Raw genomic sequence first — 13077 nt, forward strand, 5'->3', positions numbered from 1 at the left:
ATACTAATTTTGTTGAGATCCTGAAACAAATTCAGGATGACTAGTTATTAAAGCTCCCTTACTCTCCTTTGGTATGAAGGAAGGCCTCAGTTATAAGATTAAAGATAGTTTTTATTAACTATTAATCCATTCTTTTACTGTTTTAACGTTAAACGAATTGTCTATAGTTTTCATATCTTTTGCTGCAATTGCAAAAGCTTCAAAAGCTCCAGCAGTTGTAACATAGGGAACTCTACTCATAATAGCAGCTCTTCTTAGAGCTAAACTGACATTTAGCTCTTGTCTAATTGAAGTATTAACAAGTAGATCAACCTCACCATCTTCAATAGCATTGACAGTATTATGTACTTGATTATTGTCAATATTGTCAGAAGCTTTATCAAAAAGTTTACACTTAAGACCATTCTCTTTTAAGAAGCACGCCGTACCTTTTGTAGCAAAGATATTAAAGCCTAACTCGATAAGTTCTTTAACAGGCTGAACTATTTTGGGCTTATCAGCATTACTTACAGATATTAGGATATTTCCTTTTAGAGGCAGCTTATTAAAAGCCATTTCTTGAGCTTTGTAGAATGCTACCCCAAAGGTTCTATCCATACCCATCGCTTCACCAGTGGATTTCATCTCTGGACCTAAGTAACAATCAACATCATCAAATCTACCAAATGGGAATACAGCTTCTTTTATAGAGAAGTGTCTTGGTATTGGGTTATTTAATATAAAATCAGAAAGTTTTCTACCAATCATAAGTTTAGTAGCAATATTTGCAATACTATTACCTGTAGCCTTTGCAACAAAAGGTACAGTTCTTGAAGCTCTAGGGTTTACTTCAATCACGTATAATTGCTTATTTTGGTAAGCAAACTGAACATTCATTAAACCTATTACATTTAGCTCTCTAGCTAACTTGATAGTCGCTTGTTTAACCTCTTCAATTTGCTCATCACTAAGTGATCTAGTTGGTATAGAGCAAGCTGAATCACCAGAGTGAATACCTGCCTCTTCAATATGTTCCATAATCCCTGCAACAAAGACACGATCACCGCCATCAGCTAGAGCATCAACATCTAGCTCAATAGCGTTTTCAAGGAACTTATCAATTAATATAGGCCCTTCAAGAATACATTTGGCATTTTTCTCGATATAAGAGTTTAGTTCTTCCTGAGAATGAACAATTTCCATAGCTCTTCCACCTAATACATTAGATGGTCTGACAACTACAGGGTATCCAACATTGCCAATTTTTTTCTTTAGCTCATTGATAGTATATGCAATTATATTTAGAGGTTGTTTTAAGCCAACATTATCAAGTAGCTCTTTAAATCTTTCTCTATCTTCAGCTAAATCAATTTTATCTGGATCTGTACCTAGTATTGGGATATTGTTTTCATGGAGGGCTGATACTAGTTTTAGCGGAGTTTGACCACCAAACTGTACAATTACACCGAGTACTTCGCCTTTGCGCATTTCATTTTTGATGATGTTTAAAACATTCTCAGCACATAGTGGCTCGAAATATAGTTTATCAGAAGTATCATAATCTGTAGAAACTGTCTCTGGATTACAATTGATCATGATAGTTTCAATCCCTTCTTCTTTGAGTGATTTAGCCGCATGAACACAAGCATAATCAAACTCAATACCTTGGCCAATGCGGTTTGGACCACCACCCAGAATTATGACTTTTTTATTATCTGATATTTCAGATTCACAATCGCGGATAATCTCTTCATAACAGTAGTGTTCATAAGTTGAGTATAGATATGAAGATTTTGATTCAAACTCTGCAGCACAGGTATCTACACGTTTAAATGTAGGATATATTTCTTTATCAAACCTAAAGTTTCTAATATATCTTTCTGTTCTACCAACAAATTCAGCAATTTTTGCATCTGAGAAACCAATATTTTTGTAATATGAAAATTCTTCTTTACTATTTGGTAAACCAGATTTTTTAAGGGCTTCTTCGGCAGCAACAACATTTGCAATTTGCTCAATAAACCACGGATCTATTTTACAAGCATCATGGATATCTTTTTCATTTATACCGTACCTAAGAGCTTGAGCAACTCTTAAAATACGCATAGGAGATAGCTCTTTTAGAGATCTTAGAATAACTGTTTTATTTTGATAGAAAGATTTTTCTTCATCATAGCCAGGGATTTCAACCTGATCTAAACCTGTTATACCAGTTTCAAGTGAAACAAGAGCTTTTTGTAAGCTTTCAGAGAATGATCTACCAATCGCCATAGCTTCACCAACAGATTTCATCTGTGAAGATAGATTAGCCTTGGTAGTAGGAAATTTCTCAAATGTAAAGCGAGGTATCTTTGTAACTATATAGTCAATGGTGGGCTCAAATGAAGCTGGTGTAACCTTTGTTATATCATTATTAACTTCATCAAGAGTATAGCCAACGGCTAATTTAGCAGCAACTTTTGCAATAGGGTAGCCTGTAGCCTTTGATGCTAATGCTGATGATCTAGATACTCTTGGATTCATCTCAATAACAACCAACTTACCATCTTTAGGATTTACCGCAAACTGTACATTTGAGCCGCCAGTTTCGACACCAATCTCTCTAAGTACAGCGATCGAAGCATCACGCATTATTTGGTATTCTTTATCTGTCAAAGTTAGAGCTGGAGCAACTGTAATACTATCACCAGTATGGATTCCCATAGGGTCGATATTTTCTATTGAACATACAATGATCGAGTTATCAGCCTTATCACGGATTACTTCCATCTCGTACTCTTTCCAACCTAAGATAGATTCATCTATTAGCACTTCATTAGTCGGAGATAAACTTAGACCGTTTTTAACGATAGCTTCAAAATCTTGCATAGTGTTAGCAATACCACCACCACTACCACCAAGTGTAAATGAAGGTCGTATAATAGCAGGAAGTCCAATATCTTTTAGAGCTTTATGAGCTTGTTCCATTGATTGCACTACAATATTCTTAGGTACTTCTAGTCCAATCTTTGCCATTGCTTTATTAAACCGTTGTCTATTTTCAGCTTTATCAATAGAATCTGCTTTTGCTCCAAGCATTTCAACATTGTGTTTTTCTAAAATACCTTGTTTGTCTAATTCTAAAGCACAGTTAAGGGCTGTTTGACCACCAACTGTAGGTAAAATAGCATCTGGTTTTTCTCTAGCTATTATTTTACCAACACTTTCAGCTGTAATAGGCTCAATAAAAATTTTATCGGCTGTTGTTGGATCTGTCATAATTGTTGCAGGGTTTGAGTTTACCAGAAATACTGTATAGCCATCTTCTTTCAAAACTTTACACGCTTGAGTGCCAGAATAGTCAAACTCACAAGCTTGTCCAATAACTATTGGTCCAGCACCTAAAACTAAAATACTTTTTATGTCTGTTCTTTTTGGCATTTTATCAATTCCCTTTCTTGCTTTCTGCTATCATTTCAGCAAATTCATTGAATAAATATTTACAGTCATGAGGACCTGGCGAACTCTCTGGGTGATACTGCACGGCGAAAGCTGGTCTATCAGTGAATCTGATACCTTCAACAGTACCATCAAATAATGAGCTCATATGAATTTGGATATTTTCTGGAACCGTACCATCACATACTACAAAGCCATGGTTTTGGCTTGTGATAAGGACTCTTTTAGTATTTTCATCTAATACAGGTTGATTGACGCCTCTATGCCCTTGATGCATTTTTTTGGTCTTTAGTCCGGCTGCTAAAGCTAGTAGCTGGTTACCAAGGCATATGCCGAATATAGGCATTTTATTTTCAAGGAGTTTCTTTATAACGGGCATGGTGTAGTCAGAAGTTGCAAAAGGATCTCCTGGACCATTTGATAAAAACACTCCATCTGGATTGTGCTTCATAATATCTTCATAAGTACTATCAGCTGGCACCACTGTTACCTTAAATCCAGCATCAACAAGATTTCTTAGGATGTTATATTTAACACCATAGTCGATAACCACGACATTATAGTTATAGCTATCTTGATGTTTATAAACTTGTTGTCCTAGTGAAAAAGTATGTTCACTCCAATCATATTCTCTATTTGTCGTTACACTTATTGCTAAATCTCTACCACTTAAGTTTGATTTGTTTTTGATTCTTGATCTAACATAGTTTGCATCAAGAAACTCACCTGGTTTTACAGATAGTATTGCAACCCTTACAGCACCTTCTTTGCGTATTTTGCGTACGATTGCACGTGTATCGACACCACATATACCAACGATGTTTCTATTTTTAAGCCATGTATCAATATGTTTTTTGGATCTAAAATTTGATGGGTTAGTTAAATTCTCCCTAACGATAAGGCCTTTCGCAAATACACCTAAGGACTCATTATCTTCATTATTGATTCCGACATTACCTATGTGAGGAAATGTAAATGTGATAATTTGTCCAGCGTATGATGGATCTGTTAGTGTTTCTTGGTAACCTGTCATGGATGTGTTGAAACAAATTTCGCCATCAGTCCAGCCACGAACACCTATTGATCTTCCTAGATAATATGTACCATCCGGGAAAACCAACATCGCATTAGTCATATCATTAGCTAATATCATAAAATAATCCTACTCTGATAAGTGAAAATTAAAGAAAAAAATATTTTGAAAATTTTTTTTATCATTTATTTCTATAAAGTTAATAGACAAATTGAAAGTATTCTAGGCTTTTGAGATCTATCTGTAAAGGGTGTTTTTTGAAGTTTTGCATAAATTAGTTTTTAGGGTGGTTTTAAAGCTATTTTTATATTAAAATTGATTTTTGTCGCTTAATTTTTAAACTTAATATATTTGTATAAAATATTCATAAATTATTTAGCAAACCTCTTTATGTGTAAGGCATTTAAGCTTCTATGCATGTTGACTCTGATTTTAGTTTTTAAAAATACTAATATTATGCAAACTAATTATAATATAAATAAAAGCAAATGAAAAAATTGTCGCAACAGTTACATTATTAGTATTATTAATTCCAGTAGCATATTCTCAAGGCAAACTAGTTTTTGTATCGATGATAACTCGTCATGGAGATAGAGCTCCTTTTGCTAATATCAAGAATGCTAACTACAAATGGGGAATATCTTTATCAGAACTTACGCCTATAGGAATGAATCAGGAGTATAACTTAGGTAAACAGCTTAGAAAAAGATATATAGAACAGCTCAGACTTTTGCCAAAAGACTATCAAAGTCAAAGTATCTACGTATTATCAAGTCCTACAAATAGGACAGTTGAAAGTGCGCAGAGTTTATTAATGGGGCTTTATCCTCCAGCTTCAGTACCAGCTAAATGGTACTAATATAAGCCTACCTGGTAAGCAACCAATAACAACAATTACAACAACTGCATTAGCATATGAAATATAATAGTCGAGTTGTGTAAAGCAAAGAAAGCAGCTAAAATGATTTTTGGCGATATTTGACTGACTGAGAATAACTGTTGTTTTATAAAACAGCATTCCCATAAAGAGACTATTTAAGGAATTGATCATACCCTCCTATTTGGGACACTTAGGTGTTAAGAAAAGGAGACAAGATGAGATATACAAAAGAGTTTAAAGATGAAGCTGTTAAATTATGTTTACAACCAGATGCAAATAGACGAGAAATAGCAGATAATTTAGGGGTTAAATATAAAACCATTTGCAGTTGGATATCCAAAGCTATGTCAAACCCTCAGAAAGAAATAAAGATAGATTGTAAAACGCAGTACCAGCAACTATCTTTTGAAAATACTGATTTGAAGAAAAAACTCAAACAGGCAGAAACAGAGCGTGAAATACTAAAAAAGGCAGCAGCGTACTTTGCAAAGCAAAATCTGTAAGGTACGCCTTTATTAAGGAGCATTATAAAGTTATGCCAGTAACAACACTATGTAAATCTTTGAATGTGAGCACATCTTCATATTACAGATGGATTCATAAACCTATAGGTAAAAGGCAATATAATGATGCTGAACTAGATGATGCTATTTTAATGAACATAAATCTAGATATGGAAGTGTTAGGATATACAAAGAGCTTAAAGATATGGGTTGGAAAGTTACTCAACCTAGAGTATCTAAACGTATGAAATTACTTGGTTTACATGCTAAAGCGGCTCGTAAGCATAAGAAAACTACAGATTCTAACCACAACAAACATGTTTATGATAATTTATTAGAACAAAACTTCACTGCTTTATCTGTAAATCATAGGTGGGTTACAGATATAACTTATGTACCTACACAAGAGGGGTGGCTGTATCTTTGTGTGATTATACACTCTGATAAAGGGTCACAGTACTGTAGCAAACAATATCAAGACATTATTAAAGAACACTGGCTACTATCAAGTATGAGCTCTAAAGGATGCTGTTACGATAATGCTGCTTGTGAAAGTTTCTTTGGAACTTTAAAAGTAGAGTTAGTACATGATGAAAGCTATAAAACTAGAGAAGAAGCTAAACTATCAATATTTGAATATATTGAAGCTTACTATAATACAAAAAGGAGACATTCTACAATAAATTATATGACTCCATATCAATTTGAATATATAATGGAAAATGAAGTAGTAAACTGTCCCAAATTGACGGGGTAGATCATTTCATCTAGTTAGTCCTTATTGAAAATACATGCATTATTTTGTTAATTATTAATAAATTAAATCATTGGTTTATAGTGATATCAAACATTGTTTTAAGATATTAGAAAGTTTTTTATATTATTACTTTACTTAAATAAATTGGTTATGAATAACATGTAAAACAATATTAAAAGATAAAATCAATAATTTTAAAAAGAGTTTCAAGATAAATTTTTACTAATTTATTTTAGTATTAGGGGTATTGATTTTGTTGAGATCTTGGAACGAGTTCAGAATTAGAGCTATAGAGTAGGTTAACCTTGCTCTCTTATATAAGTTTTGTAATACTGAAAAGTCATTCCCTCAGCTTTTCTGTAATCAGGAATATTATCCCTTAACTCGCTATCGATAAGTGTAAACTCAATATTTGGAGAAAAGTTCTTGATTAACTCATCTTGAGAAACGCTAAATGGAGGTGTCTGAGATTTCCTGTCATGCTCCATTACTAGCAGTAATATCTGTGTTTTACCTGAGCATACTTCTAGCATCATTTTTGCATACTTAGCTCTTAGTTCTTTAGGTAAAGCAATATATGCACCTCTATCATACCAAATATCAAAAGTAGGTATATTTTTAACTATTTCAGATAGGTTGAAAATATCTGATACATATATTACAACATTATCACCTTTATAATATCTATAGCCATTTTTATCTACAATTTCATATTTGATGTGATTTTCAGCGAAAAATGAAACAGCAGCCTTTTCGGATAGCTCAATGCCGATAACTTTAATTCCTTTAGATAGGAAGAATAGTATATCAATACTACTTCCACACATTGGGATCAAACATGTTGATGAGCTAGTTATCTTTAATTTAGAAAAATGCTTAATTAGAAACTCATTTGGAGATTCTTGAGAGAAATTTTCAATATCATTATTTTGCCATCTATTTAACCAGTACTGATTGTTGTCAATTTCAACTTTATTCATTTTGCTTATGATTTTGAGTTATTAGTTAACTAGACATGTTAACATGGATTATATGGTAAATATTAGTTTTAAACCTGGTGATTTAAAATATGGTTTATTATAATTTTCTTAGATTTATAAAGGAGGAATATAATGTCTAATCAAAGCTTACTTATCAAAAATGCTACAGTCGTAAATGAAGGTGAAACATTTAAATCAGATGTTTTTGTAGAGGGTGGCAAGATTGCACGGGTTGCTGCAAATATAGATAAAGCAGCAGATAAAACTATCGATGCTACAGGTCTTCACTTATTACCCGGTATGATTGATGATCAGGCGCATTTTAGAGAGCCTGGTTTGATGCATAAAGGTGATATTGAGTCTGAATCTAAAGCTGCTGTAATGGGTGGTATTACATCATATATGGAGATGCCAAATGTAAATCCAGCAACAACAGTAGTTGAGCGCCTAGACGAGAAAAAAGAGCGTGCTGCAGCTAGATCTCATGCTAACTATGCTTTCTACTTGGGTGCAACAAATGATAATGTACAAGAGCTTAAAAGATTAAAATCAAATGATGCTTGTGCTATTAAGATCTTTATGGGAGCATCAACTGGAAATATGCTGGTGAATAATAAAGAAACTCTCGAAGGTTTCTTTAAAACCAGTCCTCTTTTAATAGTTACGCATTGTGAAGATACACCAATGATTACAGAACTTGAAAACAAGGCACGTGAGAAATATGGCGAAGATGTACCTATGGATTTACATCCAGAAATTCGCTCGCGTGAGGCTTGTTTTAAATCATCTGATCTTGCGGTAGGCTTGGCAAAAAAATATAATTCAAGATTGCATGTATTGCATCTAACTACAGCAGAAGAGATGGTACATTTTGATAATACAATCCCATTAGAGGAGAAGCGTATTACAGCAGAGGTTTGCGCACATCATTTATTTTTCTCACGTAAGGACTATGCTGATAAGGGCTCACGTATTAAATGTAATCCAGCGATTAAAGAAGAGAGTGATCGTTTAAAACTTTTAGAATGTGTTGCAAATGATACTATTGATGTAATCGCTACAGATCATGCACCGCATACTTGGGAAGAAAAACAAGGTACTTACTTCAAGGCTCCAGCAGGTTTACCACTTGTTGAGCAGGCAATAATTTCAGTATTAGAACATTATCACAAAGGTTTCTTAACTCTTGAGCAAGTAGTGCAAAAAACAGCTCATGCTCCAGCAATAGTTTATAAGGTTAAAGATCGTGGTTTTATCCGTGAAGGATATATGGCAGATTTGGTATTAGTAGATCTTAATGATCCGCATACTGTGACAGATGAGTGTTGTCATTATAAGTGTGGTTGGACTCCTTTTAATAATGTTACTTTCCAATCAAAAATTAAGACAACTATTATTAATGGTGTTGTTAAATATCACGACGATAAGGTTGTTAGTGATCAAAGAGGCCAGTGTTTAGAATTTAATCATGAGTTTTAGTATTTTTAGGTTAATGCCATGAATGAAAAACTACTAAAAAATATATTTGGAAAGTTAACAATTCCATCTTCTTTACCTGAAATACCAAGTTTTCAAAAAAACTTTGATTCTACAATAGCATCAATGGCGGCTCAACCTAAAGTATTTCAGAATATTGAAGGGTTAAACAAATCTTTAACTCCACATCTGGAATTGACAAAAAATATAGCATCAATTATAACATCAACAAATATATTTTCAGATCATAAGCTTAGCGTAGAAGGATTACACGATATTATAAAAACTAACTTTTCTATTTTTTCACAGAATAGTGCATTTCGAGAGGTGGAAGAGTTAAATAAAACCTTAAGCTCAATTATTAATCCAAATCTTGAGTGGATTAAAAATATAACCTCAAGTTTAAGGCCTATAAATATTGAAGAGATAGTGAAGTTGAAAAAGCGATTATTTCCATACTATAATGCTAGAGGCATTACAAGGCTTTTTAAAAACTGATTCTTTTATAAAATTACCTCTTGATAATATATTTTACCTAAAGAATTGACAAATCTCATTTCTCTTCAAAAATTAAACATTTCTGAGATTTTTTCTAGTTTAGATGAAAAGTTAAAAGAATAGATTGAAGAAAATATTATAGAAATAGGTGATGCTGTAAAGGAAGAAATAAAATCTAAACAAGACTTTAATGACTTATCCGATAAAGCAAAGGCTATTTTATCTAAAGTGTATGATAAGTATATTTTACCAATATTGATAAGTTTACTATGCTCCTTTATATATTCACACTATTGTGAAGCTAAAAAAGAATCAGAAAAAATATTAACAGTTAAAGAAGCAAAAGCATTCTCTAGGCAATATAATAGTAATTTTGATAGAAAGGTTTTAAAAGATTATAGAATTACAATTGTAAATTCATTAAATTTTAGGTTTAAACCTAGTATTAAGTCTGATGTTATAACAACATTAAAGCCTGGAACTTTAATTCATATTATTGATAGAACAAATCACTCTTGGCTTTTTGTAGAGATTGATATTGATGGAGATTTAATTCAAGGGTGGGTTGCTAGAAGATATACGGCGTATTTTCGATAAGAGATATTTCGCCACTTACTACGTAGATTTTAGCGACGTACTTTTTCATGGCAGCCCTTCGACTTCACTCAGGAACCGGTATGCAAAACTGACTAGCACTACGCTAACGTAGCCTAAAACAAATGGAAAATAAAAAAACCACCTCTTTAAAATAATTTTATTTTCTAATCATTCGTTTTTGAAACTACTAATCACTCAGACTTTGACTTTACCCTAATTATACGCACCAGCAGAGTAGTGTAACTCATAACTATGGCTATCGATTTCTAAGATGTTCCCAAATGGATCTTCCATGTAGATCATTCTATATGGTTTTTCACCAGAATAATAAAATCTAGGTTTAGCCATTCTACGTTTACCACCAGCATCACCTATGCATTAGAGGCTCAAACAGTAAAACAAAGTGATGGGACAACTTTACTTTCTGCTAAAATTGGTCAGATGGCATTTTTTGCTAATAGAAAAGTAACTTTATGCCAAGGAAATTCAAAATGCGTAATTTAAGATCCTTTTTATAAAGATAATTTTTCACCAATAACATCATCATTTGAATATCAAATACTTAAGCATATCTATGTGTCTGCCCAGATAAACTATAGAGTCGAAGAAAAAAGTTTTGATTATCAGGTATACCAATTATCATACAAGGATGATAGCAAAGATATATTTAATATTTCATACAATAATATTGCAAATTGATCTACTCCGTCAATTTGTGACAGTTTACTACTTCATTTTCCATTATATATTCAAATTGATATGGAGTCATATAATTTATTGTAGAATGTCTCCTTTTTGTATTATAGTAAGCTTCAATATATTCAAATATTGATAGTTTAGCTTCTTCTCTAGTTTTATAGCTTTCATCATGTACTAACTCTACTTTTAAAGTTCCAAAGAAACTTTCACAAGCAGCATTATCGTAACAGCATCCTTTAGAGCTCATACTTGATAGTAGCCAGTGTTCTTTAATAATGTCTTGATATTGTTTGCTACAGTACTGTGACCCTTTATCAGAGTGTATAATCACACAAAGATACAGCCACCCCTCTTGTGTAGGTACATAAGTTATATCTGTAACCCACCTATGATTTACAGATAAAGCAGTGAAGTTTTGTTCTAATAAATTATCATAAACATGTTTGTTGTGGTTAGAATCTGTAGTTTTCTTATGCTTACGAGCCGCTTTAGCATGTAAACCAAGTAATTTCATACGTTTAGATACTCTAGGTTGAGTAACTTTCCAACCCATATCTTTAAGCTCTTTGTATATCCTAACACTTCCATATCTAGATTTATGTTCATTAAAATAGCATCATCTAGTTCAGCATTGCCTTTTACCTATAGGTTTATGAATCCATCTGTAATATGAAGATGTGCTCACATTCAAAGATTTACATAGTGTTGTTACTGGCATAACTTTATAATGCTCCTTAATAAAGGCGTACCTTACAGATTTTGCTTTGCAAAGTACGCTGTGCCTTTTTTAGTATTTCACGCTCTGTTTCTGCCTGTTTGAGTTTTTTCTTCAAATCAGTATTTTCAAAAGATAGTTGCTGGTACTGCGTTTTATAATCTATCTTTATTTCTTTCTGAGGGTTTGACATGGCTTTGGATATCCAACTGCAAATGGTTTTATATTTAACCCCTAAATTATCTGCTATTTATCGTCTATTTGCATCTGGTTGTAAACATAATTTAACAGCTTCATCTTTAAACTCTTTTGTATATCTCATCTTGTCTCCTTTTCTTAACACCTAAGTGTCCCAAATAGGAGGGTATGATCAAATAACTGGAATGCATTGACACAACAACAAATAGACGATGGCGATAAACCACAAATGCAACAGCAAATAGCAAATGTCTTTGTCGGAATCCAATATAATGCTAAATCTTGGGATATTAGAGCTCTTTGGCAAGATAGTGCATATACTAATGTAGATCCAAATAATCCTAGCTTTTTAGGACCTTTAACTAATACGGTTATTATGGAGTTTGAACTTAAAGGATTTAGGGAAGCAGGCGATACAACTAACTTATCTTCTCGATTAAATCAGATTAATGGCTATGAAGAAAAACAATGGGGTGTTTAAATTGTAGTGTACTTTTACACTTTAAAACTCTTTTTAGTTTTAATCTTAATTATGCTCTGTAAAATGAAGTACTGTCACGAACTGGTAATCTAATCACAAATTTTTTCCTAAAATTATTACTCTCTACTGAACAGTTATGTAACTCAACGAATATGGTAAATACCAATGAAGAACTTAGAATGTTAATAATCTAGAAAAGTACATACCCGTAAAATCTGACTTCTGAATTTTAAGAAAAAATTTGTGATAAAATTATACTATCACTAGTTTGCAACAGAGCCGTATTTAGTACTCATAACAGAAAAGCAAATCTGCCTAAATAAAAAACCATATTACTTTCTTTTATATTTTCAGTAGTATTTTTGATACAATCTAAAACTGTTTATAAAACAAATATTTTTTAAAATGCTGAGTATAGTTCAAAGAGTTAGTTGTGCAAACGTAGTAGTAGAGCAACAAAAAGTTGCTGATATAAATAAAGGCATCTTAGCACTAATCTGTGTTGAGAAAGAAGATACTTATCAAAACTTTGAGAAAATGGCGGAAAAAATTCTTAAATATCGTATATTTAAAGATGGTGCTGGCAAGATGAATTTATCTCTTAGAGATATCCAAGGAGAGATTATTCTAGTACCTCAATTTACTTTAGCTGCTAATACTCGTAATGGTAATAGGCCTAGTTTTAGCAATGGTTGTCCTCTGGATATTGCAAAAGGTAAATTTGAAGAGTTTCAAGAAATTTTTAAGAGCAAATATGAAAAAGTCCAACCCGGAATATTTGGTGCTGATATGAAAGTATCTCTAACAAATGATGGCCCAGTAACGTTTAGTTTTAAGGTATAA

Annotated in this window: 13 protein-coding genes and 3 pseudogenes; 10 read left to right on the forward strand and 6 right to left on the reverse strand. The window is 32.6% G+C overall.

The window, feature by feature from the left end; all coding sequences use genetic code 11:
• Nucleotides 1-114: 114 nt before the first annotated feature.
• Both carB and carA read right to left on the reverse strand, forming a co-directional pair.
• On the reverse strand, nt 115-3399 hold the full coding sequence (gene carB / locus CDV26_RS00495) for a carbamoyl-phosphate synthase large subunit (protein ID WP_088771631.1): 3285 nt from the start codon (nt 3397-3399) through the stop codon (nt 115-117).
• A gap of 4 nt (nt 3400-3403) precedes the next feature.
• The gene (gene carA / locus CDV26_RS00500) at nt 3404-4570 is read right to left on the reverse strand and encodes a glutamine-hydrolyzing carbamoyl-phosphate synthase small subunit (RefSeq protein ID WP_088771632.1); all 1167 of its coding nucleotides are present in this window, start codon (nt 4568-4570) and stop codon (nt 3404-3406) included.
• 451 nt (nt 4571-5021) lie between these two features.
• Here carA and CDV26_RS00505 point away from each other — a divergent pair.
• The 4 genes and pseudogenes from CDV26_RS00505 to CDV26_RS00515 form a co-directional block, all read left to right on the forward strand.
• Nucleotides 5022-5294 (forward strand): annotated as a pseudogene (locus tag CDV26_RS00505) (histidine phosphatase family protein); the annotation flags it as partial.
• A gap of 230 nt (nt 5295-5524) precedes the next feature.
• On the forward strand, nt 5525-5833 hold the full coding sequence (locus tag CDV26_RS00510) for a transposase (RefSeq protein ID WP_157671291.1): 309 nt from the start codon (nt 5525-5527) through the stop codon (nt 5831-5833).
• 32 nt (nt 5834-5865) lie between these two features.
• Complete coding sequence (locus CDV26_RS11775; protein WP_088771820.1) at nt 5866-6081, forward strand: hypothetical protein; 216 nt, start codon at nt 5866-5868, stop codon at nt 6079-6081.
• Nucleotides 6039-6590: an IS3 family transposase gene (locus tag CDV26_RS00515; RefSeq protein WP_088773413.1), complete on the forward strand. Its 552-nt coding sequence runs from the start codon at nt 6039-6041 to the stop codon at nt 6588-6590. The genes CDV26_RS11775 and CDV26_RS00515 overlap by 43 nt, the downstream gene beginning before the upstream one ends.
• Nucleotides 6591-6889: 299 nt before the next feature.
• Here the strand turns inward: CDV26_RS00515 and CDV26_RS00520 are convergent, their stop codons facing one another.
• Nucleotides 6890-7570: a class I SAM-dependent methyltransferase gene (locus CDV26_RS00520; RefSeq protein WP_088771635.1), complete on the reverse strand. Its 681-nt coding sequence runs from the start codon at nt 7568-7570 to the stop codon at nt 6890-6892.
• 132 nt (nt 7571-7702) lie between these two features.
• Between CDV26_RS00520 and CDV26_RS00525 the strand changes: the two genes are divergently transcribed.
• The 3 genes from CDV26_RS00525 (at nt 7703) to CDV26_RS00535 (ending at nt 10141) form a co-directional block, all read left to right on the forward strand.
• Entirely contained in the window at nt 7703-9049 is a 1347-nt protein-coding gene (locus CDV26_RS00525; protein WP_088771636.1) for a dihydroorotase, read from the forward strand.
• An 18-nt stretch (nt 9050-9067) separates the two neighbouring features.
• On the forward strand, nt 9068-9544 hold the full coding sequence (locus CDV26_RS00530) for a hypothetical protein (protein ID WP_088771637.1): 477 nt from the start codon (nt 9068-9070) through the stop codon (nt 9542-9544).
• 228 nt (nt 9545-9772) lie between these two features.
• Nucleotides 9773-10141, forward strand: a complete 369-nt coding sequence (locus CDV26_RS00535) for an SH3 domain-containing protein (protein WP_157671294.1) — start codon at nt 9773-9775, stop codon at nt 10139-10141.
• Between the two features lie 213 nt (nt 10142-10354).
• On the opposite strand, the gene CDV26_RS13430 is transcribed toward CDV26_RS00535, so the two are convergent.
• Nucleotides 10355-10489, reverse strand: a complete 135-nt coding sequence (locus CDV26_RS13430) for a VOC family protein (protein WP_255321847.1) — start codon at nt 10487-10489, stop codon at nt 10355-10357.
• Nucleotides 10490-10507: 18 nt separating this feature from the next.
• On the opposite strand from CDV26_RS13430, the pseudogene lptD reads away from it, so the two are divergent.
• Nucleotides 10508-10837 (forward strand): annotated as a pseudogene (lptD, locus tag CDV26_RS11780) (LPS assembly protein LptD); the annotation flags it as partial.
• Between the two features lie 4 nt (nt 10838-10841).
• Here lptD and CDV26_RS00545 read toward each other — a convergent pair.
• Both CDV26_RS00545 and CDV26_RS11785 read right to left on the reverse strand, forming a co-directional pair.
• A complete protein-coding gene (locus CDV26_RS00545) occupies nt 10842-11393 on the reverse strand; it encodes an IS3 family transposase (RefSeq protein ID WP_088771639.1) in 552 nt (183 codons plus the stop codon).
• Between the two features lie 181 nt (nt 11394-11574).
• Nucleotides 11575-11748 (reverse strand): hypothetical protein, encoded by a 174-nt coding sequence (locus CDV26_RS11785; protein ID WP_157671298.1) that lies wholly within the window; start codon nt 11746-11748, stop codon nt 11575-11577.
• A 237-nt stretch (nt 11749-11985) separates the two neighbouring features.
• On the opposite strand from CDV26_RS11785, the pseudogene CDV26_RS12765 reads away from it, so the two are divergent.
• Together CDV26_RS12765 and dtd are read left to right on the forward strand one after the other, a co-directional pair.
• Nucleotides 11986-12234: pseudogene (locus CDV26_RS12765) on the forward strand (LPS-assembly protein LptD); the annotation flags it as partial.
• 405 nt (nt 12235-12639) lie between these two features.
• The gene (gene dtd / locus CDV26_RS00555) at nt 12640-13077 is read left to right on the forward strand and encodes a D-aminoacyl-tRNA deacylase (protein WP_088771641.1); all 438 of its coding nucleotides are present in this window, start codon (nt 12640-12642) and stop codon (nt 13075-13077) included.

Source organism: Francisella halioticida (genome assembly GCF_002211785.1).
In the GTDB taxonomy this organism is placed as follows: Bacteria; Pseudomonadota; Gammaproteobacteria; order Francisellales; family Francisellaceae; genus Francisella; species Francisella halioticida.